This is a genomic window from Streptomyces sp. NPDC005408, assembly GCF_040606445.1.
GTDB lineage: Bacteria > Actinomycetota > Actinomycetes > Streptomycetales > Streptomycetaceae > Streptomyces.
In genome coordinates, this window is sequence record NZ_JBEXEX010000001.1 from 225,220 (window position 1) to 251,611 (window position 26,392).

Annotated in this window: 21 protein-coding genes; 12 read left to right on the top strand and 9 right to left on the bottom strand. The window is 70.2% G+C overall.

Going from position 1 to position 26,392, the window contains the following annotated elements; translation table 11 throughout:
* Nucleotides 1-26 precede the first annotated feature (26 nt).
* The 3 genes from ABZS64_RS00910 to ABZS64_RS00920 all read left to right on the top strand — a co-directional run bounded on the left by ABZS64_RS00910 (nt 27) and on the right by ABZS64_RS00920 (nt 6,941).
* Nucleotides 27-1,820, top strand: a complete 1,794-nt coding sequence (locus ABZS64_RS00910; protein WP_355821665.1) for an ABC transporter ATP-binding protein — start codon at nt 27-29, stop codon at nt 1,818-1,820.
* Nucleotides 1,820-3,559, top strand: a complete 1,740-nt coding sequence (locus ABZS64_RS00915; protein ID WP_355821667.1) for an ABC transporter ATP-binding protein — start codon at nt 1,820-1,822, stop codon at nt 3,557-3,559. Before ABZS64_RS00910 ends, ABZS64_RS00915 begins: the two co-directional genes overlap by 1 nt.
* A gap of 622 nt (nt 3,560-4,181) precedes the next feature.
* The gene (locus ABZS64_RS00920) at nt 4,182-6,941 is read left to right on the top strand and encodes a helix-turn-helix transcriptional regulator (RefSeq protein ID WP_355821669.1); all 2,760 of its coding nucleotides are present in this window, start codon (nt 4,182-4,184) and stop codon (nt 6,939-6,941) included.
* An 80-nt stretch (nt 6,942-7,021) separates the two neighbouring features.
* Here the strand turns inward: ABZS64_RS00920 and ABZS64_RS00925 are convergent, their stop codons facing one another.
* From ABZS64_RS00925 to ABZS64_RS00940, 4 genes are all read right to left on the bottom strand, one after another.
* The gene (locus ABZS64_RS00925) at nt 7,022-8,194 is read right to left on the bottom strand and encodes a thioester reductase domain-containing protein (protein ID WP_355821671.1); all 1,173 of its coding nucleotides are present in this window, start codon (nt 8,192-8,194) and stop codon (nt 7,022-7,024) included.
* A 181-nt stretch (nt 8,195-8,375) separates the two neighbouring features.
* Complete coding sequence (locus ABZS64_RS00930; RefSeq protein ID WP_355821673.1) at nt 8,376-9,620, bottom strand: aspartate aminotransferase family protein; 1,245 nt, start codon at nt 9,618-9,620, stop codon at nt 8,376-8,378.
* Between the two features lie 11 nt (nt 9,621-9,631).
* The gene (locus ABZS64_RS00935; protein WP_355821675.1) at nt 9,632-10,051 is read right to left on the bottom strand and encodes an SRPBCC family protein; all 420 of its coding nucleotides are present in this window, start codon (nt 10,049-10,051) and stop codon (nt 9,632-9,634) included.
* Between the two features lie 201 nt (nt 10,052-10,252).
* On the bottom strand, nt 10,253-11,227 hold the full coding sequence (locus ABZS64_RS00940; protein ID WP_355821677.1) for a BTAD domain-containing putative transcriptional regulator: 975 nt from the start codon (nt 11,225-11,227) through the stop codon (nt 10,253-10,255).
* A gap of 285 nt (nt 11,228-11,512) precedes the next feature.
* Between ABZS64_RS00940 and solA the strand changes: the two genes are divergently transcribed.
* Entirely contained in the window at nt 11,513-12,655 is a 1,143-nt protein-coding gene (gene solA, locus ABZS64_RS00945; protein ID WP_355821679.1) for an N-methyl-L-tryptophan oxidase, read from the top strand.
* A 64-nt stretch (nt 12,656-12,719) separates the two neighbouring features.
* Complete coding sequence (locus ABZS64_RS00950; protein WP_355821681.1) at nt 12,720-13,199, top strand: GNAT family N-acetyltransferase; 480 nt, start codon at nt 12,720-12,722, stop codon at nt 13,197-13,199.
* A gap of 163 nt (nt 13,200-13,362) precedes the next feature.
* Here ABZS64_RS00950 and ABZS64_RS00955 read toward each other — a convergent pair whose 3' ends face one another.
* Nucleotides 13,363-15,411 (bottom strand): MDR family MFS transporter, encoded by a 2,049-nt coding sequence (locus tag ABZS64_RS00955; protein ID WP_355821683.1) that lies wholly within the window; start codon nt 15,409-15,411, stop codon nt 13,363-13,365.
* Between the two features lie 161 nt (nt 15,412-15,572).
* Between ABZS64_RS00955 and ABZS64_RS00960 the strand changes: the two genes are divergently transcribed.
* Nucleotides 15,573-16,103 (top strand): peptidoglycan-binding domain-containing protein, encoded by a 531-nt coding sequence (locus ABZS64_RS00960; protein ID WP_355821685.1) that lies wholly within the window; start codon nt 15,573-15,575, stop codon nt 16,101-16,103.
* A gap of 126 nt (nt 16,104-16,229) precedes the next feature.
* Nucleotides 16,230-16,904 carry an HAD-IA family hydrolase gene (locus ABZS64_RS00965; RefSeq protein WP_355821687.1) on the top strand — a complete coding sequence of 225 codons (675 nt, stop codon included), beginning with the start codon at nt 16,230-16,232 and terminating at the stop codon, nt 16,902-16,904.
* A gap of 66 nt (nt 16,905-16,970) precedes the next feature.
* Here ABZS64_RS00965 and ABZS64_RS00970 read toward each other — a convergent pair whose 3' ends face one another.
* A complete protein-coding gene (locus ABZS64_RS00970; protein WP_355821689.1) occupies nt 16,971-17,555 on the bottom strand; it encodes a TMEM165/GDT1 family protein in 585 nt (194 codons plus the stop codon).
* Between the two features lie 237 nt (nt 17,556-17,792).
* Nucleotides 17,793-18,533, bottom strand: coding sequence for an ABC transporter permease (locus ABZS64_RS00975; RefSeq protein WP_355821691.1), 741 nt, complete (start codon nt 18,531-18,533; stop codon nt 17,793-17,795).
* A 166-nt stretch (nt 18,534-18,699) separates the two neighbouring features.
* Here ABZS64_RS00975 and ABZS64_RS00980 point away from each other — a divergent pair, with 166 nt between their 5' ends.
* The 5 genes from ABZS64_RS00980 to ABZS64_RS01000 all read left to right on the top strand — a co-directional run bounded on the left by ABZS64_RS00980 (nt 18,700) and on the right by ABZS64_RS01000 (nt 24,795).
* Nucleotides 18,700-19,353, top strand: coding sequence for an HNH endonuclease family protein (locus ABZS64_RS00980; protein ID WP_355821693.1), 654 nt, complete (start codon nt 18,700-18,702; stop codon nt 19,351-19,353).
* Between the two features lie 93 nt (nt 19,354-19,446).
* Nucleotides 19,447-21,144, top strand: coding sequence for an alkaline phosphatase D family protein (locus tag ABZS64_RS00985; protein ID WP_355821695.1), 1,698 nt, complete (start codon nt 19,447-19,449; stop codon nt 21,142-21,144).
* 114 nt (nt 21,145-21,258) lie between these two features.
* The gene (locus tag ABZS64_RS00990) at nt 21,259-23,424 is read left to right on the top strand and encodes an FAD/NAD(P)-binding protein (RefSeq protein ID WP_355821697.1); all 2,166 of its coding nucleotides are present in this window, start codon (nt 21,259-21,261) and stop codon (nt 23,422-23,424) included.
* A gap of 60 nt (nt 23,425-23,484) precedes the next feature.
* Complete coding sequence (locus ABZS64_RS00995) at nt 23,485-23,943, top strand: DoxX family protein (RefSeq protein WP_355821699.1); 459 nt, start codon at nt 23,485-23,487, stop codon at nt 23,941-23,943.
* A 192-nt stretch (nt 23,944-24,135) separates the two neighbouring features.
* Nucleotides 24,136-24,795: a VTT domain-containing protein gene (locus tag ABZS64_RS01000; RefSeq protein WP_355821701.1), complete on the top strand. Its 660-nt coding sequence runs from the start codon at nt 24,136-24,138 to the stop codon at nt 24,793-24,795.
* Here the strand turns inward: ABZS64_RS01000 and ABZS64_RS01005 are convergent.
* Together ABZS64_RS01005 and ABZS64_RS01010 are read right to left on the bottom strand one after the other, a co-directional pair.
* Complete coding sequence (locus tag ABZS64_RS01005) at nt 24,749-25,012, bottom strand: DUF2277 domain-containing protein (protein WP_355821703.1); 264 nt, start codon at nt 25,010-25,012, stop codon at nt 24,749-24,751. The two genes, ABZS64_RS01000 and ABZS64_RS01005, sit on opposite strands and share 47 nt — an antisense overlap.
* Nucleotides 25,013-25,091: 79 nt before the next feature.
* Nucleotides 25,092-26,249 (bottom strand): serine hydrolase domain-containing protein, encoded by a 1,158-nt coding sequence (locus tag ABZS64_RS01010; RefSeq protein WP_355821705.1) that lies wholly within the window; start codon nt 26,247-26,249, stop codon nt 25,092-25,094.
* Between the last annotated feature and the right edge of the window lie 143 nt (nt 26,250-26,392).

Sequence of the window (26,392 nt, forward strand, 5' to 3'; positions counted from 1 at the left end):
GTCTAACTGAGGCTCTGGAGGACCGGATGGCCGCGGAAAAGGCCGCACTTGGCGAGATTCTTCGCCCGATCAAGGGACGGCTACGGCTGGCCGTCGCCGCCCAGGCCGTCTCGGCGGCCGCCGGCGTCGTCCCCTTCATCGCCATCGCAGAACTGGGCCGGGTGCTGCTCGACAACGAGCCCGACCGTTCGAGCGATGCCTGGACCATCACCGCGATCGGCGCGGGCGCCCTGCTGGTGCGGCTGATCTTTCTGCTGGCATCGGGCGCCATCTCCCACTTCGCGGACAACGAACTGCAGCTGCACATCAGGCGCAGCCTGGTGGACCGGCTCGGCCGGTTGCCGCTGGGCTGGTTCAGCGCCCGCAACTCCGGCTCGGTGAAGAAGGCCGTGCAGGACGACGTGGACGCGATGCACCACATGATCGCCCACTCGGTGCTCGACATGACGGCCGCGACGGTCGTCCCCGTCACCTCGCTGGCGTATCTGTTCTGGGTCGACTGGCAGATGACCCTGGTGACGATCGCCCCGCTGGTCATCGGGCTCAGTCTGTACAGCATCACGATGGCCGGGATGGCCAGCCATCTGCCCGAGTACGACAAGGCGATGGAGCGGATCAACGGCAGTGCCGTCGAATTCGTGCAGGGCATCGCGGTGGTCAAGACCTTCGGCCAGACCCGCCGGGCGCACCAGCAGTTCGGCGCGGCGGCCGACGACTTCTCGTCGTTCTTCCTCTCCTGGGTCCGCTCCACGCTGAACTCCAAGGCCGCGGCCGAGATCGTGCTGTCCCCGATCGCCGTACTGGTGGCGGTCCTCACCGGCGGCGCGGTGTTCGTGACGAACGACTGGATCGCCGCCGTGGATCTGCTGCCGTTCGCCCTGCTCGGCATCGGCCTCACCGCGCCGGTGCTCGCCCTGTTCTACGTCAGCTACGAACTGCGCTTCGCCAAGGCCGCCGCCGAGCGCGTCAGCGAGATCCTCGCCACCGACGAACTCCCGGTCTCCGAGGCGCCGCGCACCCCGTCCGGGAACCACGTCAGCTACAAGGACGTGCGGTTCTCCTACGACGGCAAGAAGGAAGCCGTCGCGGGAGTCGATCTGGAGCTGGCGCCGGGCACGGTCACGGCCCTGGTCGGGCCCTCGGGTTCGGGCAAGAGCACCCTGGCCACCCTGCTTCCGCGCTTCGGCGACGTGACCGGCGGCTCCATCAGCATCGGCGGCGTCGACATCAGGGAACTGGCCCTGGAAGACCTGTACAGCCGGGTCGCGTTCGTCTTCCAGGACGTCAGGCTGACCCAGGACACGGTCGCCGAGAACATCCGGATGGCACGGCCCGACGCCGATCTGTCCGAGGTCAAGGCCGCGGCCCGCGCTGCGTGCGTCCACGACGAGATCGAGGCGCTGCCGCGCGGCTACGACTCCGTGATCGGTGAGGACGCACGGTTCTCCGGCGGCCAGGCGCAGCGCGTCTCGATCGCCCGGGCCCTGCTGGCCGACACCCCGGTCATCGTGCTCGACGAGGCGGCCGCCTTCGCCGACCCGCAGTCCGAGGCCAAGGTGCAGGACGCACTCTCGGAGCTGACCCGGGGCAAGATCGTGCTGCTGATCGCCCACCGGCTGTCGACGGTGGTCGACGCGGACGTGATCGCGGTGCTCGACGACGGACAGATCGTCGAGCGGGGCACCCACCCGGAACTGGTCGCCCGGGGCGGCAGGTTCGCGCGGATGTGGCACGCCCATGAGAAGACGGCTCAGTGGCAGCCCCACCAGCCCACGTTGATCACGACCGTGAGCGCCGCTCCGGTGGGAGGGAACAGCTGATGATCCGCCAACTGCTCAATGTGGTGGGCCCCGAGCAAGGGAGCCCCCTGCGCAGGATGCTCGTCGCCCTGGCGGTGGGTGCCGTTCTCCAGGGCTTCGCCTTCGCCCTGCTCGTCCCCATCCTCGAGGCGCTCTTCGGCTCCGACCCCGACTCGGTCTGGCCGTGGATCTGGGCGCTGCTCGGTGTCTCCTTCCTCTACTGCGTGGTCTATTACGACAGTCTGCGCACCGGTTTCCAGGCGGGCGCGACTCTCTCCAAGACCCTGCACCACCGGATCGGTGACCAGGTGGCCTCGCTGCCGCTGGGCTGGTTCGCACCCGAGCGGGTCGGACAGCTCGGCCAGCTCGCCACGAAGAGCGTCATGGACATCATGGGCGTGCCGGCGCATCTGCTGCGGCCCCTGGTGACCAGCTTCCTCACTCCCGCAACCGTTGTCCTGGTGATGTACGCCTTCGACTGGCGCCTCGCGCTGGCGGCCACGCTCACCGTGCCGGTGATCGTCGTGGTCTACCGGTGGAGCGCCGGCCTCAACCAGAAGGCAGACGAGGCACGGACCGCGGCGCACGCCGTGACCGGCGGCCGGGTGGTCGAGTTCGCCCAGCTCCAGCCTGTACTGCGGGTGTTCGGCCGGGGCGGTTCGAGCACCGGGACGCGCGGACTCGACGACGCCCTGCACACGCAGTACGAGGCGTCCCGCCGGGTGCTTATCACCGGCGTGCCCGGTCTGGTCAGCTTCGCCCTCGTGGTCCAGGCGGCGTTCACGGTCATCCTGGTGACCGGCACGTATCTGGCGCTCGACGGGGGCCTGGACGTGGCCAAGCTGCTGGCGATCCTCGTCCTGTCGGCCCGGTTCACCGAGCCGATCGCCGAGACCGCGGTGCTGGGATCGACCCTGCGTACGGCACGCTCCGCGCTCGACCGGGTCTCCGAGCTGCTTGCGCAGCCCCAGCTCCCCCAGCAGGACGACCCGCGGCTGCCGCTGGGCAACGCGATCGAGTTCGAGAACGTGTCCTTCAGCTACGACGGGACTCCGGTGCTCTCCGGGGTGTCGCTGATCATGGAGGAGGGCACGATGACCGCGCTGGTCGGTCCCTCCGGTTCCGGCAAGACCACGGTCAGCAAGCTGATTCCGCGGTTCTGGGACGTGGACTCCGGTGTGGTGCGGGTCGGCGGCGTGGACGTACGGGACATCGATCCCGAGGTCCTGATGTCCCGTATCTCGGTGGTGTTCCAGGATGTCTACCTCTTCGAGGGCACCATCATGGAGAACATCCGGGTGGGACGCCCCGAGGCCACCGACAGCGAGATCCGCGAAGTCGCCCGGCTGGCCCGGGTGGAGGAGATCGTGCAGCGGCTGCCCGACGGCTGGGACACCAAGGTCGGCGAGGGCGGCGCCCTGTTGTCGGGTGGTGAACGGCAGCGCGTTTCGATCGCACGCGCGATCCTCAAGGACGCTCCGATCGTGCTGCTCGACGAGGCGACCGCTTCGCTCGACCCGGAGAACCAGCAGGCGGTCCAGGAGGCACTCGGTCATCTCACCGCCGGCCGGACGCTCCTGGTCATCGCGCACAGGCTGCAGACCGTTGCCGCCGCCGACCAGATTCTGCTGCTGGACGACGGCAGGATCGCCGAGCGCGGCAGGCACGAGCAGTTGATCGCCGCGGATGGCCGGTACGCGGACTTCTGGGCGGAGCGGAGCCGTGCTCAGCGCTGGCGACTGACCCGCCAGTATTCCTGACGGATATTCAATTCAGCCATGGCGAGGCCCACTTGTCCCCGGTCCTGGACCGGGGACAAGTGGTATCCGGCCCGGGCCCGAACGGGGCCACTCTCCCCCAAGCCGGGTAAACGGAACCCTCCGGCAGAATGCATGGCTTGAAGTCCCCTCAACCGGAGTGTTGCCCTACGGGATGTCAGAATTGCCGGTCCGGCTTGCCGCTCCCCTGCCGCGCCGAACCTGAATACCGGAACCACCAGGCAATTCAACAGCTGCCGCCCCCGCCAGAATCATTCAAGTCCCGCTTGCAACATGCCGGTCTATACTTGCAATCGTCCTGCTGACCCACCAGGTCCGAGTGACGGAAAAACAGCGCTGGTTTTCAGCCGACTGGGGAGCAGAGTAGTTGAAGAGGCACGTTTCTCCCTGGTTACAGGCCGATTAACCGGCCGGCACATCAAGACACCTGAGGGTTCCGGGACATTCATCGAAGGGTGCTGACATTCTTCCTGCGGGGGCTTGAGAACATATGTCAACAGATGTTGTTTTTCACTGGCCAATAACTGCGCGAGATACCGAACTCCACGCCGTGGAAACTGCCCTGGGTCGGGGCAGTGGAGCGATTCTGGTCGGCGGCTCCGGCGTGGGAAAAAGTCTCCTTCTCTCCACCGCACTGGAGCGAGCCGCCGACGAAGGCCGGACAGTGCTGTCGGTCGGCGGAGCGAGCTGGAACAGCGGCACACGTGCCAAGGGATTCGGATCGCTCGCCGAATGCCTGGAGTCCGTCGAGCCGTCCACGCTGGACGGCGCCGCGACCGACCGCCCGGTCGTCGGCATCGACGACGCCCATCTGGTCGACGCGGCCTCGGGCCACCGCCTGCACCGGCTCGTCGCCGCCGGCCGGCTCAGCGTGCTCGCCACCAGCCGCAAGGACGCGATCACTCCGGCGGGAATCGACAAACTCTGGGTCGACCGGCTCATCGACCACGTGGAGGTGGCTCCCTTCGACAGCACCGCGCTGGGCGACGTTCTACGCGCGCGGCTCGGCGGCCACACCGACACCGCGACGCTGCAACGCCTGTGGGCAGCCACCCACGGCAACGCCCTCATGCTGCGCGAACTCATCGAGCACGCCCTCGAGGACGAGTCACTGCGCTGCATCAACGGGACCTGGGTCTGGCAGGGCCTGACCGAACGCCCGGGCAAGCGCCTGTCCGACGTCATACGGCTCGGACTGCGGGACCTCAGTCACGACGAGAACGAACTGGTCAACATGCTCGCCGTCGCCGAGCCGCTGGAGGTCGACATCGCCGCCGCGTCGGGCCTCGCCCACGCGGCGGAGTCGCTCGACCTGCGCGGCATCGTCAAGGTCGAGCGCACCGGGGCACGCGTCGACCTGCGGCTGGCCGTACCGCTCAGCCGCGTGGTGGTGGCGTCCCGGATGTCCGACCTCACCGCACAGCGGCTACGCCGCCAGGTCGCGGACGCCCTGGAACGTACGGGAGCCCGCCGGGTCGAGGACGTCCTGCGCATCGTCTCCCTGCGGATGGAGGCGGGCATGGTCCCGGAACGGGACCAGCTACTCGCCGCGACCCGCACCGCGATCCAGCGCCGGGACTTCGCGCTCGCGGAACGGCTGTGCCTGCTGGCCCTGCGCGACACCCCCTCGGAGGCCGACTCGGCGCCCTATCGCCCGGTGCCGGACTCCGTGGAGTACGGAACCGACCTCTGCCGCGTGGTGACCCGCGCGGCCAGGAGCTCCGAGCGGAAGGACTGCATCCGCGCGGCCCTTCTGCTGGGCCAGGTCCTCGTCGGCAAGGGGTCCTACCAGGAGGCCGAGGCGGTCCTGGCCACGGCACTCGAATGCGGGGTCGAAGTGCCGCACTCCGAGTACATCGCCGCGGTGCACACCCGGGTGATCAACCTGGCCTGGAGGCTGCGGCGGGTGCCGGACGCCGGTGCCGTACTGGCCCACGCCATCAAGGCCGTCGGCTCCGAGCACGCCGGCGTACTGCACGGCAGCCGCGCCATGATCGCCGTGATGTCCAACCGGCTCGAGGACGCCGTCGCCATCGGTGACACCGTGCTCAACGCCGACAACGCCGGACTCCCCGTCGCCCAGGCGGTGGTGCCCGTGGTCGCCTTCGCCCGGACCGAACTCGGCGACCCGGCAGGCGCCCTGGAGCTGCTGAACAGCTACCGGGACCACTCGTACGACTGGGACACCGACGCCCTGGTCCTCGTCGACGCCGTCGCCGCACGCTGCTCCTACCTCTCGGGCAATCTGCAGGAGGCGGCCGACACCCTGGACGCCCCGCGCCGGTACGACTCCACCGACCGCTGGCCCGTACTGGTGCAGAGCATCATCGCCAGGTCCCGGCTGCTGCGTCTGCTGGGCCGGCCCCAGCGCGCCGTCGTTCTGCTGCGGCAGGCGATCGCCTTCGAGACGGGTCACGAATGGCCGGCGACGCGGGCCTGGCCACTGGCCCAACTGGCGGGCGCGCTCGCCGAGTCGGGGATGCACTCGGAGGCCCTGCGTACCCTCGTCGAGGCCCGACTGGTGCAGCGCGAGGCCGTCTCGCACCCGATCGCCGAGGACGAGATCGCGCACGACCGTGCGCTGGTCCTCGCCCACACCGGGGACCGCTCGGGAGCCGTCGCCCAGGCCGTCGAGCTGGCCGAAGGGGCGGCCGCGTCGGGGCGTACCGTCACGGCGGTGATCGCCCTGCACCTGGCGGCCAGGCTCAAGGAGAGCGCCGCCTGCCGGTTCCGCAACCAGGCCAAGGCGCTCGCCGCGAAGAGCACCGGGGGCCTGGTGCGGGTCATGGCCGATCACATCCAGGCGCTCGCCGAGGCGGACGGCAACGCGCTCGCCAAGGTTGCCAGGCAGTTCCGCGACATGGGCGCACTCCCGCTCGCCGCCGAGGCGGCGGCGCAGGCGGCCCGCGCCTACCGGGCATCCGGCCAGCGCCGCAAGGGCCGTGAGGCCTGGGCCGCCTGCCAGGAGATGCTCCGCGGCTTCGGCGGCACCCTGCCGCCGTGGATGGTGAGCGAGAGCCGCGGCGAGAGCGACATCGCGCCGCTGACGCCGCGGGAGCGGGAGGTCGCCGCGCTCGCCGCGACCGGTATGTCGAACCGCGACATCGCGAACCAGCTGGTGGTCTCTGTCCGTACCGTGGAGAACCATCTGCACCGCATTTACCACAAGTTGGGCATCACGGCCCGGAACAATCTCAAGCAGGGACTGGAGCAGGCGACCACGCAGTCCGAGGGCACGAACCGGATGACGCCGATGCAGCTGATCCGGTCGGCCGAGCCCGAATGTCCGGCCACTGACGAGTCGGAGACCGATCGCCACTCCCGCGAGTCCAGCTTTCGCTTCGTCGACCGGCCCGCCTCCTGAGGTCCGCTGACATGACGGTGTCCCTGACATGACGGTGTCCCGCGAGGAAACTCGCGGGACACCGTCGTTCTGTCAGCGCTTCACAGACAGGGGTCGGGCAGGACGTCATGACGGACGAAGTACGCCACATAGGCGGCGAACACCTTCTCGTCGATGCTCGGGCATTGGACCCCGGAGCCGCTCAGGAACTCGCGGGTGTCACCGTCCGCGAATTCCGCGACCTCGACCTTCTCCAGGTCCACGATCATGGCCATCAGCGGATACATGGAGTTGTTGACGTCGGCCGAAATGGCCTTCATCCACTTGATGATGCTGACTTCCTTCAGCTCGTACCCGGAGCTGCGGATGAGGCCCAGGATCTCGTTGGAGTCCAGTGACCCCGGGCTCACCTCGTGGAACGCCCTGCCGGTCGACGCCGGGTCCCGGGAGATCGCGACGATCGCGGCGCTCACATAGTCGACCGGCACCATGTTCATGTCGAGCCGGAACTTACGCGGATACAGGCCGGCCTGGATGGATCCCTTGATGAACCGCCACACGAAGTCGTTGGGCTGGCAGGCCCCGGTCCGCGTGTCGCCCCACACCTGGCCGGGGCGGTGGATGGTGATGGGCACACCCCTGCGCCCGGCCTCGCGCACCAGCTGCTCGGCCACCCACTTGCTCTTGGTGTACCCCAGCGACAGCGTCTCGGGCGGCCCGGTGGGGTCGAGCTCCCGCCTCGGCCCCAGGGCGGCCTTGGGCTCGAAGACACCCGTGGTCGACACATGGTGCAGAGCGGCCTTCGCCGCGCACGCCAGCCGCAGGATCTCGTGGGTTCCGTCGACCGTCGACTTGCGCAGCCACTTGTACAGCGTCAGGAAGTTGACCTTGGCCGCGGAGTGGTAAATGGCGCCGATCCGCCCGGCGAGTTCCGTATACGCGGACTCCTCCATACCGAGCCGGGGCTTCGTCACATCCCCGCGCACCACCCTGACCCGGTCCAGGTCGAGGTCGTCGATTTCGTACGTACTCAGATTCTTCTTCAGCCGCTCGAGGCCCGCTTCGGCGTCCGCGGCTCGCACCAGGCAGTGCACGACAAGGCCGCGCGCCAGCAGTTCTTTCAGCAGAAATGCCCCGAGAAAACCGGTCGCGCCGGTGAGGAACACTTCGGATACGTCGTGCGGATCCGGAGCCGTGAAACCGGTGATGTCTTCGTGCAGGACGACATCTTCGGCGAACTCCTCGGTGACTTCTGAATGCGTGAGCGAAGTCATCAGTTATCTACGTTCCTTCCCCGGGACTTTCGTCCGGTTCGGTGCCGCGGCTAGGGGGCGTCTTTCGGATCAGGCTGGATCAGTGAGCGGGTCTGGCGATGGGGGCACCTCCCGTGCCCGAAGGGCTACGGGGGAGTGCGTGCCAGGGCACGCGAACCCAGCAAGATCCGCAAGGCACCCCCTAGGCGCCGGCGGCGGCCTTTGCGATCGCGCCGGCGAGCAGTGACAGCGCCTCTTTCACGTCCTCGTCGGTCGCGACGATCGGCGGGAGCAACCGCACGGTCGTCGGACGGCTGATGCAGGGGGAGACGACCAGACCGCTCTGGGCGAGTCCCGCGAGAACATCGCCGGACAGCTCGGGCGAGCGGAAGTCGATGCCCCACAGCAGGCCACGGCCTCGCACGGCGACCACGATGTCGCTGTGCTCCTCCTGGATCTGCGCGAGCCCTTCCGCCATCGCCGCGGCGATGCGGGCGCCGTCCTCGGCGTGCAGCTCGATGGTGTCCAGCGCCACCGGAATCACGGCGGTGCCCAGCGGATGGCCGCTGAAGGTGGCGGTGTGCCTCATGGGATCGGTCAGCAGGGGCTCGAAGAGCCGGTCCGTGCCCACCGCGGCCGAGACCGGGACGACACCGCCGCCCAGGGGCTTGCCCAGCAGTACGGCGTCGACCGGCAGCCCTGCCTCCAGCGCCACGGACTTGGCGCCGCACCGCCGCAGGCCGACCTGGATCTCGTCGGAGATGACAAAGGCACCGTGCTCGTGGGCGTCGCGGCACCACTGCGCCAGGACGGCTTCGTCCAGCACCTGCACACCGTTCTCGGCCTGTACGGGCTCGAAGACGACGGCCGCGACGTCCTGTTCACGGATGACCCGGGCGACCGCCTCGGGGTCGGACGGGTCGACATGGACGACACCCTGGAGCAGCGGCTCCAGGCCTGTCCTGAAGCGTTCGTTGTGGGTCAGTGCGAGGGCGCCGAGGGTCTTTCCGTGGAAGGCTCCGTCGACCGCGATCACGGTCATACGGCCGGTGGCCATCCGGGCCAGCTTGAGGGACACCTCGACGGCGTCCGCTCCGCCGCATCCGAAGTAGACCCGGTTGAGGGCTCCTCCGAAGTACTCCGTCAGGCTCTCGGCGGCCAGCGGGGACACCGGGCTCTGGACCGTCCTGGTCGACGTCGGCATGACATCCAGCTGGCTTCGTACGGCGTCGACTATGGCCGTGTTCCGGTGGCCGAGGAGGGCGACGGCGTACGAGCCGAAGTCAAGGACGGACCTGCCGTCCGAGAGGGTCACCCGGCAGCCGTCCGCCGAGGACTCGACGGCGCCCTGCCCGGAGAATTTACCGGCCACCGAAAGCGCCGGAGAGAAATGGCGCTTCACGCGCCGGAAGGTTTCCTTTGCGTCACCCGAGCGAAGGTCACTCATTGCTTCTCCTCCTAGAGGCTCTGACTGACAATCCCCTGCTGGTAGCCTTCCAGCGCTTTGGCCACCGCGGGATGAATCATTTCAGCCACCATCGGCAGGCCGATGTCGAATTCCACGTTCAGTTCGAGACCGACACCGTCGCTGCCCTCGACGACCTGCCAATAGCCCTCGTAGTGGGCGAGATCCCCGTCGGTCTGGCGGAACTCGAGCCGGCGCAGGTCGGGATGGATGACATCCTCCTGGTCCCACTCCATCTCGGAACCCTTGAGTTCGACCACCCAGCTGCTGGTCCTGCGACCGTCCTCCTCGCCGGTGATCGTCACCTCATTGACACCCTCCATGTACGAAGGGAACGCCTCGCAGTCCAGAAGTACCTTCCACACCTGGTCGGGTGTCCCGGCACTCTTGTGAGTCGTGTGCAGTACGGCCACGGAAATCTCCTCTCAGAAAATTGAATTCAGACCACTCATCAGCGATTCGCATCGTAGTTTGAGGCGCCACTCACCCGGGCATTCAAATGGGCACATCTGACACGCAATTGACAGGCTGACAACCGGCCGGACAAACGGGCCCGACAGGCGGCCGCCAGATCATGAGATCCGGCTCACGCGAGCCGGATCACGCGAGCCGGATCACGCGGAATCCCTGCGCCGTCCGGGCGCGCGCTCTTCCACGAGCGCCATCAGGCGGTCGAGTTCCGAGCGGAGGGTGTGCTGTTCCGAGGTCAGCTGGTCGACCCGTCGCCGCAGCCGCAGCAGCTCGAGATTGCTCGCGCCGTCGCGGTGGGCGGAATCACCGTCTGCGTACTCCTCCGCCACCGCATGCTCGACAGCACCGTGCCCCTGCCACCGGCTCCCCACCTCGTGGATCTGACGTACGGGAGCGGTCAGCACCGGTGCCGCTCCGGCACCGACCTCGGCGGCGCGCCGCCGTCGTACCGTGTCGCGCACCGTCCGCGCCTCGCCCGGCCGGCCGCTGCGCTGGAGCGAGAGGGCCAACTGGTCGCGGAAGCGCACCCGCAACGGATGGTCGGCGACCAACTCCTCCAGCTGGGCGATCACTTGGCGGTGCTGGCCCATCCGGAGCGAGGCGTCGCAGAGGTCTTCCAGAGCGAGCAGCCGCTCCTCCTCCAGCCGCGCGGCGACACCCGCGCTCAGCGGGCCGTGGGATCCGCCGGCCAGGGCCGGGCCGCGCCACAGCTTCAGGGCCTTGCGCAGCAGGACGCACGCGGAATGCGGATCGGACTCCAGCTGCCGCTGGGCCCGCGCCACAAGGAGCCGGAACTGCACGCTGTCGAGTTCGTCGGGCCGCGCCTGCAGCAGATAACCGGAGCCACGCGCGACAAGCCGCGGCGTATTGGCCCGGGAGGGTTCCACCTCGATCAACTGCTGCCGCAGCCGGGACACATGCGCCTGCAGCGCGTTGATGGCCTTGTCCGGTGCGTTGCGTCCCCAGAGCTCGTTGATCAGCGCTTCCGTGGGCACCGGAGACCCCATCCGGACCAGTAGCGCCCCGAGCAGCACCCGCTGCTTGGGGCTGGTCAGCTGGACGCTCCGTTGTCTGACCTCGTCATAGATCTCGGGAGTCCCCAGTACACGGAATTGCATCCAAACCTCCACCGGTCGTCGCGCGCTGCACCGCGCGGCGCCATGAGCTGACCACGCGCCGGGACCCGGCTTCATGAGTACTCAGGTACTCAAACCTTTTCCGCGGCCCGAGTTGGCGGCGCCCCGGCCCCGGTGCCCCGACCCGGCGCATGACGGTCCTCCCCAGAGGCAACGGCCCGACCGTGAGGGGCGGCCGGAAGGTGAGTAGCCGGTACTCAGGCCTGCGCGCGGGGGCGCGTGGTCGTGTGGACCCTTGGCACCTGACGACAGGCGGGAGTGAGTGACATGACTCGATGGGACGCTGAGGCTGCGGTCGTGGGACTCGGGGCATGGGGCGCCTCGGCACTGTGGAAGCTGGCGGCCCGGGGCATCGACGTCCTGGGGTTCGAACGCTTCACACCGGGCCATTCACTCGGTTCGTCCCACGGGGGCGCCCGGATGTTCCGCCTCACCTGCCTCGAAGACCCTCAACTGGTCCCGCTCGCGCAGCGGTCCCGGGAGCTGTGGGCGGAGCTCGAAGACGCGGCGCAGGAGCAGCTGTTCGTCCCCACGGGCGGGCTCCTGATCGGCCCGGAGAACGGACACATCGCGGGAGGGACCCTCCGCGCGGCCCGTGAGCACGGCATCGACGTCCGCACCTTCACGGCCCGCGCCCTGCGCTTCCAGTACCCGCGCCACACCGCCGTGCCCGACCATCACATAGGCGTCTGGGAGCCGTCCGCCGGGATCGTACGCCCCGAAAGGGCCGTGCGCTCCGCGGTCGCACTCGCCCGGCGCGCGGGCGCCCGCGTGTACGCCGACACCCGGATCACCTCGATCGAGCCGGTGGCGGGAGGCGTCCTGCTGCACACCGCGCAGCAGACCGTACGGGTGCGGCAGGTCGTCGTGACGGCCGGCTCCTGGCTCTCCTCCCTCGTGCCCGGGCTGCCGCTGGAGACGGTACGTATGCCGATCACCTGGTTCCGGCAGCTGGAGCCGGACGACAGCTTCACCCTGGAGAGTTTCCCGGTCTTCATGCGCGAACTGGACGACGTCCGGGTCCTGCGAGGCAGCGGAATGGGGGGCGGTCACGACGTCCAGCTGAGCCTGGAGGACCGCAGTGTGTCGGCCAAGCCGATCGATCCCGACGACAGCGACCGGTCCGTGGCGTCCGAGGACTGGTCCGATCTGGCGGGCATGCTGCCCGCCAGGATTCCCGGCCTTGAGCCGGTGCCCGCACGGGTCGCGGTCTGCATGGCGACGCGGACTCCGGACGGGCAGTTCGTGATCGGCCGCCCCGGAGGCGACCCCCGGGTCATCGTCGCCGGCGGCGACAACGCCCACGGCTTCCAGCACGCCACGGGCATCGGCGAGGCCCTCGCGGACCTCGTCCAGGCCCGGCCCACCAGGGTGCCGCTGGACTTCCTCTCCCCCGACCGCTTCGCCTGACGGCTGCTCCCGACCGCCGGAAATCATTGGCCAAAGGCTGCCGCCTTCGGGTACAGAAATCGTCATGACGACCTGGACCCTGGCCCCCGAGGCCTTCGACTCCTCCGACGCGAGCGCCTTGCGGCGCGAGTACTACGACGAGGTCGCGAGCCGCTACTGGAAGCGGCCCGCGACCACCGAGGAGATCGACGAGGGCCTCGCGGGTGACGGCGTCGAGCAGCTCGTGCCCCCCACGGGCCAGTTCGTCGTCGGCCGCCACGAGGGCAAGGCGGCGGCCTGCGGCGGCATCCTGATGCTGGACGCCGAGCGGGCGGAGCTCACACGGGTGTATCTGCGGCCCGCGTTCCGCGGCAAGGGGGGTGCCGGTCTGCTGATGGAGCTCCTGGAGACGGAGGCGCTCACGCTCGGCGCCGGCCGGATGGTGCTCAATACGCGCCTTGATCTGATCGAGGCGCGCACGCTGTACGTGCGGCACGGGTACGGGGAGATCCCGGCGTATTGCGCGGGCCCGTACATGGAAATCTGGTACGGCAAGGAGCTGTAGGGGGCGCCGACCATTCCAGCCCCGCCGGCGTTTGAAAATCCAGCCCCGCCGGCGTTTGAGGCGCGGGGGTCAGGGGGCGGAGCCCCCGCACGGGGCCTGGGGCGGAGCCCCGGTGGGGGGCTGAGGGCTTGCCCCCAGGTCGGGAAGGGCGGGGCGGGGAGTCTCACGCCGCATGATCCCTCGGCGGCGGCGGACTGTACGGCCTCTCCGCGTCCGACCCGCACAGCTCCACCGTCAGCTCCTTCACCAGCTGCACCAGATCCGTCGGCCGCTCCGGCCCCCACCAGTCCCCCAGCAGCTCCGCGAGCGACTCTTCCCGCGCCTTCGCCAGCTGGGCGGTCGTCTCCACGCCCCGGTCGGTGAGCAGCAGTTGCAGCCCCTCGCGCCGGGCGAGGCCCCGCTCCTCCACCTGCCGGGCCGCCTCGGTGATGGCGCGCAACGGGACCGGCGTGGTGTCGGCGAGCAGCGCGGGCTGCACCGTCCCGTGGCGGCGGATGCGCAGCAGCAGCCAACTGGCCGCGGGCAGCAGGTCGTACCCCGCCTTCGCCGTGATCTTCTCGTAGATCTGCCGCCGCCCCTCGCGCTCGCCGAGCACCGACAGCGCACGCGCCACCTCCTCGTGGGAGGAGCGCTCGACCGGGTTGGACGCCAGGGTCTCGCTGGGATCGGGCGCGGTGACCGAGCCGCGGAGCTTGTCCTCCTTGAGGAACCAGGCGACGAGGAACGCGAGGAGCACCAAGGGCACCGCGTACAGGAAGACGTCCGTGATGGACGAGGCGTATGCGTGGAGCACCGGCGGCTGCAGCGCGGGCGGCAGTTCGGCGATGGCGCGCGGGTCGGCGGCCAGCTGTCCGGGATCGAGGCCGGCCGGCACGGACTGTCCGGCGAGGGCGTCGGAGAGCTTGTTCTCGAGCCGGTTGGTGAAGATCGTGCCGAAGATGGCGACGCCGAACGAGGCCCCGATGGAGCGGAAGAAGGTCGCGCCGGAGGTGGCGACGCCCAGGTCCTCGTATCGGACGGCGTTCTGCACGACGAGTACCAGCACCTGCATGACCAGGCCGAGTCCGGCGCCGAAGACGAAGAAGTACGCGCTCATCTCCCAGGTGGAGCTGGACTCGTCGAGCCGGTGGAGCAGTATCAGGCCGATGGCCGTGATGCCGGTGCCCGCGATGGGGAAGACCTTCCAGCGCCCCGTCCGGCTGACGATCTGCCCGGACGCGGTGGAGGTGAGCAGCAGGCCGAGCACCATCGGCAGCATGTGCACACCGGACAGGGTGGGCGTGACGCCCTGCACGACCTGGAGGAACGTCGGCAGATAGGTCATCGCGCCGAACATCGCGAAGCCGACGATGAAGCTGATGACCGCGACGAGCGTGAACGTGCGGATCCGGAACAGCTTGAGCGGCAGCACCGGTTCCGCGGCGCGCTGCTCGACGTACACGAAGGCGACCAGGAGTACGGCGCTGAGAACGGCGAGGGAGATGATCTGCGCCGAGCCCCAGGCCCAGGTGCTGCCGCCGAGTGAGGCGACGAGGACCAGACAGGTGGCGACGGATGCGATGAGGAAGGTGCCGATGTAGTCGATGGTGTGCCGGGTCGGGCGGGCCGGGATGTGCAGTACGGCGGCGATGACAGCGAGGGCCACGACGCCGATGGGGAGGTTGATGTAGAACACCCAGCGCCAGCTGAGGTGTTCGGTGAACAGGCCGCCCAGCAGCGGGCCGAGCACGCTGGTCGCGCCGAAGACCGCGCCGAACAGGCCCTGGTACTTTCCGCGTTCGCGCGGCGCGACGATGTCGCCGACGATCGCCATGGACAGCACCATGAGGCCGCCGCCGCCCAGTCCCTGGAGCGCGCGGAAGCCGATCAGCTGCGGCATGTTCTGGGCGACACCGCACAGCGCGGAGCCGATGAGGAAGATGACGATGGCGGCCTGGAAGAGCTTCTTGCGGCCGTATTGGTCACCCAGCTTGCCCCACAGGGGCGTGGCGGCGGTCGAGGCCAGCAGGTAGGCGGTGACCACCCACGACAGATGGTTCAGGCCGCCGAGTTCGCTGACGATGGTCGGCAGTGCGGTGGAGACGATCGTCTGGTCGAGGGCGGCGAGCAGCATGCCCAGCAGCAGTGCACCGATGGCGACCATGACGGCCTGCGGCTTCTGCCCCTCGCCGGGGGCCGGGCTCACGGCCTCGGTGCTCATTTCCTGAGCCATGCCGTTCACTCCTCGCCGGTCTCCTGACCACTGTCTTCCCCATCCTGGTGGTTGTGGCCGGTTATGGCCTGCCGAGCGTGCGGGGCTGAAGGCCGGGCGGCGTTGGGCGGCGCGAAGGGCCGCTGCATAATCGCTCGCAGCTCAAGGGGAGGGAATCAGCCATGACCGGACACCTGTGCCCTGAATGCGGTACGCCGCGCGGTACCGAGGGCAGAGCCGGGCCCGGCTGCGTCTGCGCGGAGGGGGCAGAGGTATCGGCGGCCGAGGTCTTCGATCCGCTGCGGGTACGCCCGTATGTGACGCTGCAGAACGTCGCCGAGAGCGGGGCCGCACCGGACGGGGATACGGTGCCGCCGGAGCAGTCCTCGTCCCCTGCCCCTGCCGACTCGTCCGCACCTGCCGCCCCGTCGGCCCCGCCGCCCACGACGGCGCAGGCCACGGCTTCGGTGTCCGTGGCGCCCCAGACTCAGGGGGCGGGCACGCTACGCAGCGGGGACAGCGGACCGGCGGTCGTGGAGCTCCAGCAGCGGCTGGCCAAGCTGCTGCTGTACACGGGCCCGATGGACGGGGAGTACGACCAGTCCGTCGGGGACTCGGTCCGTTTCTTCCAGAACAGCCGGAAAGTCAAGGGCGATCCCAAGGGCGTCTACGGCCCGAAGACGCGGCGCGCGCTGGAGGCCGAGACGCGGTAGCCACGAGGCGGAGTGGACGCGCAGACCTCCTCTTTGTATCGTGGTTGAACAAAGTGGTTCCGCCCGTATTCCCTGACCGGCGGGCGGAGCCGCTTGTTCTCTTGTCCCGCGCCCTGGAGTACGCCGATGCCGGCAACCGCCCCGTCCGTCCTGACCGCCCGCGCCCTCCTGCTCGACATGGACGGCACCATCGTCAACTCGGACGCGGTGGTGGAACGCTGCTGGCGCCGGTGGGCGATCGAGCACGGCCTGGACCCGGAGGCGGCGCTCAAGGTCGTCCACGGCCGCCAGGGGTACGCCACCATGGCCGCGCTGCTGCCGGACCGGCCGATGGAGCAGAACCACGCCGACAACCGCGTGATGCTCGCCCAGGAGACCGCGGACACCGAAGGCGTGGTCCCCGTCGCGGGCGCCCCGGCCTTCATGGCCGCCATCGCCGGGCTCCCGCACGCCCTGGTCACCTCGGCGGACGAGACCCTCGCCCAGGCCCGGATGACGGCGGCGGGCCTGCCGATGCCGGAGACCCGCGTCACGGCCGAGCGCGTCGGCGCCAGCAAGCCGGACCCCGAGGGCTTCCTCAAGGGCGCGGCGGAACTGGGCTTCGCCCCGGAGGACTGCGTGGCCTTCGAGGACTCCGAGGCGGGCATCGAGGCGGCGCGCTCGGCGGGCATGCGGGTGGTGGGCGTGGGCCCGCGCGCGGCGGCACTCACCCCGGACGTCCACGTCCAGGACCTGACGTCGCTCCGTGTGGAGTGGGCGCCGGATGGCACGATCCGCCTGATTTTCAGCCCCGTGGACTGACTTTCAGCCCCGCCGCAGGCGACCCGCACCACGGGCGCCCGCACCACCGGCCCCGAACCGCAGGCTCTAGCCCGCCACCGCCTCGAACAGGCTGAACCCCGCCAGCGCCAGCATCAGCCCCGCCGCCACCCTCGTGATCAGCCGCAGCGGCACGTACTTCATCAGCGTCCGCCCGCCCAGAATCCCGATCCCCGCCACCGCCCACAGCGCCAGCACAGCCCCGACTCCGACCGAGACCGGGCTGTCGTAGCGCGCCGCGAGATTCGCGGTCATGATCTGCGTCAGATCGCCGAACTCCGCCACCAGAATCAGCATGAAGCCCGCCCCGGCGACCTTCCAGAAGGACTGGTCCGCCGGGGCCTTGATGTGTTCCTCGTCGCCGTCGTCCTTCTTCAGGAGCAGCATCAGCGCCCCCGCCAGGAAGAGCAGGCCGACCACCGCCTGCACCAGCCGGTGCGGCAGCAGGGTCAGCACGCTGCCCGCGGCGATGGCGAGCGCGACATGGACGGCGAAGGCGGCCGCGACGCCCGCGAAGACGTACGAGGCGCGGTAACGGGTGCCGAGCATCAGACCGGCGAGCGCGGTCTTGTCGGGCAGTTCGGCGAGAAAGACGACGCCGAAGGTGATCGCCATGACGGTGAAGCTGATCACGGATGATTCCTCAATCGGTCGGGCGCGGCCCTGCCGAGAGTCCTGAGCGTTTCAGGGGTCGCTTCGGCACGGCAGCGCCATGAATGAACACATGGGCACTGCGGCCGAAGGTCTCGCTGGCGGGCCTCACCGAGGCCGCCTCCGGGCGCCGGCCGGGCACGAGGCCCGGCAGTATGTCGACGTTCCGGCGAAGAGCTACTCCCCTTCTGCTCCGTTCAGGGTACGGCACCACACCCTTCACGCCGGATCCCGGTACAGCCGCCCCCGCGCCACCAGTTCCAGTACCAGCGACACCGCAACCGCCTGCACCGCCATCAGCGCGACCAGCACAAACAGCTGCACCGCACCGGCCAGCAGCGGGGACGCTCCGCCGAGCAGCATGCCGACGAACGCGCCCGGCAGTGTGACGAGCCCCACGGTCCTGGTCTGGTCGAGCCCCGGCAGCAGCGCGTCGGACGCGACCGGGCGCGCGACCTCCATCCGGGCGTCGCGGTCGAGCAGCCCGAGCGCCATCCCCGCCTCGACCTCGCCGTGCCGCAGCCCGAGCTCGTCGAGCGCCCGCCGCCCGCCGAGCACGGTCGCGGTGAGCGCGCCGCCGATGAGGATTCCGGTCACCGGGATCAGCGCGATGCCCTTGAGCGGCACGAGTCCGGTGAGCAGCAGGGCGCAGACGACGGGCGCGACGCCGGCGGCGATCGGCAGCCAGGCCCACCACCAGGTGCCGTTCTTGGTGATGCGCCGCCCTGCCGTGCGTACGGCGACCGCGTACATCAGCAGCAGAAACGCGATGAGCAGCGGCAGGGAGTTGACGACCCAGCGGATCACCAGGGAGACGGCGGCGAGTTGGACCGCCGCGCGGACGCCGGCGACGGCGATCTCGCGGGCCCGCCCGAGGTGAGCCACGGCGGCCACGGTCGCCGCGACGGCCAGCAGTACGGCGAGTACGACCCCGAAGGTGACATTGACCGTCAGCAGCACCCGGCAACCCTACGACGCAACAAGGCATGTGCCGGGGCGTCAGAACACTTGATGTGACGTGCCCATGTCGCCACCCTGTTACCTGGCGCACCCCCCACGGAAACCTGGCGCCGCAACCATGGCCACGCCCGAACGGCCAAGCTCCCCCCACATCAAAGGAGTTCGCATGCCTGGTGTCTACGCGCGTAACAGCCGCCGTATAGCCGTACTCGCCGCAACCTCCGCACTTGCCGCCACCGGCCTGCTGGCCACCGCCCCCGCAGCTCAGGCCTCCCCTCCCACCCCGGTCAGCGCCGCCACCGCACGTACCTACCTCGGCCAGCTCACCGTGTCGGCCGAAGGCTCCTCCACCGGCTACAGCCGCGACAAGTTCCCGCACTGGATCACCCAGTCGGGTGCGTGCAACACCCGTGAGGTCGTCCTCAAGCGCGACGGTACGAACGTCGTCCAGGACTCCAGCTGTGCGGCCGTCAGCGGCAGTTGGTTCTCCGAGTACGACGGCGCCACCTGGACCGCCGCGTCCGACGTGGACATCGACCACATGGTGCCGCTCTCCGAGGCCTGGAAGTCCGGCGCGAGCAGCTGGACCACCGCCCAGCGCCAGGCCTTCGCCAACGACCTCACCCGTCCGCAGCTGATCGCCGTCACCGACAACGTCAACCAGTCCAAGGGCGATCAGGACCCGGCGGAGTGGCTCCCGTCGCGCACCTCGTACCGCTGCATGTACGTCCGGATGTGGGTGCACGTGAAGTACTACTACAACCTCAAGGTGGACTCGGCCGAGAAGAGCGCCCTCCAGGGCATCCTGAACGGCTGCTGACCAGCGACTGTCGGTCCGGCCACGATCACGGCCGGAACCTGGTGGCCCTCCCCTGTCGTTCCGTACCGTACGGGGCGACAGAGGAGGGCACACATGGCCGGGCTGCGCCTGGGACCACTACTGCGGTACGTCGACTGGGAGTCGGGCGGGAGCGCGACCGTCTGGGTCGAGGCCGACCGGCCGTGCACGGCCGAGGTCCGGTGCGCGGACGGTGCTGAGGGCACCTCGCGCACGTTCCAGATCGCAGGACACCACTACGCCCTGGTCCCGGTCACGGGACTGACGCCCGGCACGTCGACTGCGTACGAAGTGCTGCTGGACGGCCGCCGCGTCTGGCCGCTCGAAGGCTCCCGCTTCCCGGCGAGCACCATCCGTACACCCGATGTGCCCTCCGAGGGCGTCACCGTCTCCTTCGGCTCCTGCCGCTGGTCGTCCGCCCCCGCCGGTGAGCACGACCCGGTCGGCCCGGACGCACTCGACACCCTCGCCGCAAAGCTCGCCACCGAACCCACGGCCGAGCGGCCCGATGTGCTGCTGCTGCTCGGCGACCAGGTGTACGCGGACGCGACGTCCAAGGCGACGCAGGCATGGCTCGCCGCCCGCCGGGATCTGCGCGAGCCGCCCGGCGCGGAGGTCGCGGACTACGAGGAGTACACCCGTCTCTACGACGAGTCCTGGCTCGACCCCGAGGTGCGCTGGCTGCTCTCCACCGTCCCCAGCTGCATGATCTTCGACGACCACGACGTGATAGACGACTGGAACACCAGCGCGTCCTGGCTGGCCGAGATGCGCCGTACGCCGTGGTGGCCGGAGCGGGTGCTCAGCGGGCTGATGTCGTACTGGGTCTACCAGCACCTGGGCAATCTCTCCCCCGCCGAGCTGGAATCGGACAAGCTGTACGCGGACGTGCGGGCGTCGCCCGACGGGACCGACCGGCTGAGGAGCTTCGCCGCCGAGGCGGACGCCGACCCGGCCTGTGTGCGCTGGAGTTACCGCCGCGACTTCGGCCGGACCCGGCTGCTGATGGTGGACACGCGCGCCGGCCGGGTCCTGGACGAGCAGCGGCGGGCGATGCTGGACGCCGAAGAGGCCCGCTGGCTGCGCGACCAGGCGCTGGCCGGCCGCGGCTCGTACGACCACCTCCTGATCGGGACCTCCCTGCCCTGGCTGCTGCCGCCCCTGATCCATGACGCGGAGAGCTGGAACGCCGCGCTGTGCCGGGGCGAGCGTGGCGGGCGCTGGGCGCGCTTCGCCGAGGATCTGCGCAGACGGGCCGACCTGGAGCACTGGGCGGCCTTCCCCGAGTCCTTCGAGAAGCTGACACGGCTGATCGCGGAGGCGGGCAGCGGCCCGGACGCCCCGGCGACGGTGTGCGTGCTGTCGGGCGATGTGCACCATGCGTACGTCGCCGAGCCCGAGTGGCCCGGCGATACGCCGGACGCCCGGGTGCTGCAACTGACCTGCTCGCCCGTGCACAACTCCATCCCGCGCTCCATACAGCTCGGCTTCCGCTTCGGCTGGAGCCGGGCGGGACGACGGCTCGGGCATGCCCTGGTCCGTCATGGCAGAGCGGGCAGGCCGCCCGTCGACTGGCGGCGGACGGGCGGTCCGTGGTTCGGCAATCAGCTGATGACGCTGACGCTGCGCGGGCGTTCGGCGGGGCTGCGGCTGGATCAGGCGCGGGCGGTGGGAGCCGGTCGTGGCATGGGTCCGGGCGGTGGTGCGCGGCTGGTCACGGCGGACGAGCGGGAGCTGACCGCGCACCGTGATCCTTCCCACAGCGGAGGGTGATCCTCCGCCCCAGGGGTTCGACTCACGGCGCGCCCCCGGCATGATGAGGCGGACACTCCGCTTCAAAGCACCCCACATGCCCCGGGAGTTCCCGTTTTGTCCGACGTGCACGACGTGCGATCAGCAGCCATCCCCCACACCCGCGACGCCATCGCGGTCGTCGGCGCGGGCCCGCGCGGCACCTCCGTCCTCGAGAGGCTCTGCGCGTCGTTGCCCGAGCTCACCCCTGGGACACGGCTGACGGTTCACCTGGTCGACCCGGCACCGCCGGGCCCCGGCCGCGTGTGGCGGACAGATCAGTCGGCGGAACTGCTGATGAACACGGTGGCCTCGCAGGTCACTTTGTTCACGGACGACAGCGTTGTCTGCGAAGGCCCGATCCGCCCGGGTCCGAGCCTGTACGAGTGGGCGGCGGCGCACACGGACGAACGGCTGGGCCCGGACGACTACCCGACGCGGGCCTGCTACGGCCGCTACCTGGAGTGGGCATTCCGCAGGACGGTGGATGCGGCACCGGACACGCTGACGGTCCGGGTGCACCGGGCACGGGCGGTACGGCTCGAGGACGACCGGTACGAGGTGGCGCGGGAGGCGGGGCCGGGGGCGGGACTGGGGGCGGGACTGGGGGCGGGCCGCCAGGCGGCTCGGGACGCGGGGCTCGGGTCGGCGCGCCAGTCGGCCCGGGACTCCGGACTCGGGGCCGCGGCCCGCGCGGCGGAGGCCGACGCCGCGCACGGGGCCGCCCGGGCCGACGCACGAGACGAGTCCGCGCGCCCGGCCGCACCGCGGCAGACCCTCACGCTCGACGACGGCACCACCCTCACCGGCCTGTCCGCGGTGATCCTCGCCCAGGGGCATCTGCCCGCCGTCTCCCGCCAGACCCAAGCGCACCTCGCCGAGTACGCCTCCCGCCACCCCCGCCTGCACTACTACGAGCCCGCCAACCCCGCCGACCTCGACCTCTCCGCCGTCGCCCCCGGCGAATCGGTCCTGCTGCGCGGCCTCGGCCTCAACTTCTTCGACCACATGGCCCTGTTGACGACAGGCCGCGGCGGAGCCTTCGTACGCGACGCGGACGGCGCGCTCACCTACCGCCGCTCCGGCCGCGAACCGCGCCTGTACGCGGGATCGCGACGCGGCGTCCCGTACCAGGCACGCGGCGACAACGCGAAGGGCGCATCAGGGCGGCACGAACCGCTCGCCCTCACCCCGGATGTGATCGCCGTCTTCCGCAAGCGCGCGGACGAGGGCGATCCGCCGGAGTTCCTCACCGAGATATGGCCGCTGGTCGCCAAGGAAGTGGAGACGGTCCACTACGAGGCGCTGCTCGCCGGCCCCGACGGCATCGCACCCCACGCCTTCCGGGACCGCTATCTCGACGCCCCCCACGGCAGCGCCCAAGAGGCCGCCGTACTGGACGAGTTCAGAATCGCGCCCGCGGACCGCTGGTCCTGGGACCGGATTTCGCGCCCGTACGACGGCGTCAGCTTCAGGACCCCGGCCGAGCACCGCAGCTGGCTGCTCGCGCATCTGCGCCAGGACGCCGCCCAGGCCGCGCTCGGCAATGTCGCCGGACCGCTGAAGGCCGCCCTCGACGTACTGCGCGACCTCCGCAACGAACTGCGGCTGATCGTGGACCACGCAGGACTCTCCGGCACCTCCAGGCGCGACCACCTGGACCGCTGGTACACCCCGTTGAACGCCTTCCTCTCCATTGGCCCTCCGCGCCGCCGGATCGAGGAGATGACGGCGCTGATCGAGGCGGGCGTACTGGACGTGATCGGCCCGCGCACCAGCTTCGGGACGGCGGACGGGGTCTTCACCGCCGAGTCGCCCGGCGTACCCGGGTCGCTCGTCACGGCGACGGCGCTGATCGAGGCGCGGCTGCCGGAGCCGGACCTTCGGCGGACGTGCGACGAGCTGCTGGGGCGGCTGCTGACGACGGGCCAGTGCCGCCCGCACGCGATCGACGGTTACGAAACCGGAGGACTGGACGTGACGCAGCGCCCGTACCGCCTGATCAACCGTCAGGGCCGCCCGCACCCCCGGCGTTTCGCGATCGGCGTGCCCACCGAGGGCGTGCACTGGGTGACCGCGGCCGGGGCCAGGCCGGGCGTGGACTCGGTGACGCTCTCCGACGCGGACGCGGTGGCGCGCGCCGCGCTGCGCACCCTTCGGGAGCCGGAGGCGACCGACCGCGACACGGATCGGGATTCGGAAACGGAATCCATGGCGGAAATCGACCGCCGACCAAATGTTGAACTTGCAAGCATTGATTAGGTTCACCTAACCTAGGGCCTCCCCTCATCGGTTCACGTCCCCAGACCGAAGGAGCCCCCCATGGCCCATCCCTCGCTGTCCACCCGTCTGAACAAGGCGCAGCCCTACGCGCTCGGCCTGTTCCGCATCGTCGTCGGCCTGCTGTTCACCTGCCACGGCGCCTCCTCGCTTTTCGGCGTACTCGGCGGCGACAAGATCGCGGCCGGCACCTGGCCCGGCTGGTACGCCGCGGTGATTGAGCTGGTCGGCGGCGCACTGGTGCTGCTCGGCCTGGGCACCCGCAGTGCCGCGTTCATCGCCTCAGGCTCGATGGCGTACGCGTACTTCAACGTCCACCAGCCCGGAGGCCTCTTCCCGATACAGAACAGCGGCGAAGGTGCCGCGATGTTCTGCTGGGCCTTCCTGCTGCTGGTCTTCACCGGCCCGGGCGCGCTGGCGCTCGACCGGCTGTTCGTCCGCGGCGAGAGCCGGGCGGCGGACGAGGAGCGCAAGGAGCAGGGCGCGGCGGTCGCGGCCTAGCACCCCCGGAACGCCCGGATCCTCTTCGAGAGAGGATCCGGGCGTTCCGTTTTGCCCGGGACGTGACGATCACAACACCCGCCCCCTGGCGATCCTCGAGGGAAACCCCAGGCGTACGCTGTACAGCTGTACTTGCCGCCCCTGCCGCTCCCCTGCGACGTCGCGGCCTTTTCACGAAACCGGGGAGTTCGGGTGCTCGAGAGTATGGGGTCGCTGACCGGCAGCCCATGGATCTACGCCGTGGTGGCGCTGTCCGTACTTCTCGATGTCTTCCTGCCCGTGCTGCCCAGCGGAGTCCTGGTGATCACGGCTGCGACCGCGGCCGCGGCGGGTTCGACCACCGCCGCAAGCGGTTCCGTCCAGACCGCCGCCGGGCAGGTCCCGCACGAAGTGCCCTCGCTGCTCGCCCTGGTCCTGTGCGCGGCCACCGCTTCCGTACTCGGCGACCTCGCCGCGTACCGCGTCGCCTGGCGCGGCGGCGACCGGCTGGACCGGGCCATCGCCCGCTCGCGCAAGCTGACCAGCGCGCAGGAACGTCTTGGCTGGGCCCTCAGCCGCGGCGGCGGAGCGCTCGTCGTGATCGCACGCTTCGCCCCCGCGGGACGCTCGGTCGTCTCGCTCGGCGCGGGCGCGGCCCACCGCAAGGTGCGGGATTTCCTGCCCTGGTCCGCCCTGGCGGGTGTGGCCTGGGCGGGCTACAGCGTGGGCCTCGGCTACTTCGGCGGCCAGTGGCTCGGCGCGACCTGGATCGGCGCGGCCGTGTCCGTACTCGCCCTGTTCGCCGCGGGCGCGCTGGCGGCCTACGTCATGCGGCGTCCGAAGCGGTCACCGGCTCCGGAGACGGCCTCCTAGCACCACCGGACCCGCGCACCTCAAGCCCTTCGAGCAGCGTGCGGGTCGCCTCGGCTATCGCCTCGACGGCCTGCTCGAAGACCTCGCGATTGTGCGCGGCGGGGGCGCGGAAACCGGACACCTTGCGTACGTACTGCAAGGAGGCGGCGCGGATGTCCTCCTCCGTGGCCTCTTCGGGGAGGACGGGCGGGCGGAGAGTCTTGATGCTGCGGCACATGTCTTCAGTGTGCCTCGCGGGTCTGACAGTCGTCGGAGACCGGCCGTCCGAGCCGTCCGCCCAAAGCACCGGGGGCCGGTCAGACTGCGGCCGCCGCCCGCACCACCTCCCGCGCCAGACGGTCGTTCTCCGCGGCCCCGCCACCCGGCGGGAAGGCGAAGCGCCGGCGCACATAGCCGTACGCGACACCCGTGGTCGGGTCGGCGAAGCCCATCCCGCCCGCCGCGCCGCTGTGACCGAAGGCGTCCGGGGCGAGGAACGGATACCGCACCCCCATCGCCTCGAAGCCGAGGCCGAAGTGGTCCACCTCGCCGGTGACCACATCCGTGCCCGCCGTGTGGAGGCGGCCGAACTCCGCGATCGTCTCCGGCTTCAGCAGGGGCGCCCTGCCGTCGACCTCGCTGACCGCCGCCGCGTACATCCCCGCGACACCGCGCGCGTTCCCGGCCCCGCCCCCCGACGCCTGGCCCAGTGCCCGCGCGTCACGCCTGTTGGCGAAGCGCACCAGATCCGTCGGCGGTTTGGCGTGGGCGTTGAAGGCGATGCCCATCAGGCTGTCGCGCCCCGGGGCGTTGGCCACCAGCTCGGCGAGCTGCTCCCGCGTGGGCTCCATCGGCTGGGCGTCGAGCCAGCGCGCCTCGAGCGGCTCGGGCAGGCCGAGGTAGAAGTCGAGACCGTACGGAACCCTGATCCGCTCCTCGAACAGCTCCTGGACCGACTGCCCGGTGACGCGCCGCACCACCTCTCCGGTGAGCGCGGCGATCACCAGGGCGTGGTAACCGTACGCCGTGCCGGGCTCCCAGAACGGACGCTGGCCCGCCAGCCGTTCGGCGATCAGCCCGTCGTCGGCGAGCTCGGCCTTGCTGAGGCCGCCGTCCGACCCGATCACCCCGGACTGGTGCATCAGCAGCTGTCGCAGGGTGAGAGCACCCTTGCCCTCGGCGGCGAACTCCGGCCAGTAGTGGGCGACTTCGAGGCCGAGATCCAGCGTCCCCTCCTGCACGAGCATCGCCACGATCAGATGCGCAGCGCCCTTGGTGACGGAGTAGACGGCGGTGAGCGAGTCGCCCGCCATGCCGTCCCCGGCCCACAGATCGACAACCTGGCGCCCGCCGACGTACGCCGCGAGCTGAGCGCCGGACGTGGTGATCCCCTCGTCGAGTACGGCGGCGAACTCCTCCCGTACGCCCTCGAAGCCCACGGCCACGGTCCCCTGCACACCGACTTCGGCGGCCATGCGTCCTCCCCAGTGATCGTCGCACCGCAACATACGGCACGGCGCCTGCCGCGTCCGGCAGTTCAAGGGCGAACTGAGCGCGCTTTCGGGGCACCCACGAGACCGCGCGTCGCCTTGCCGAGCGAGTCCGGCCCGGCGAGGAC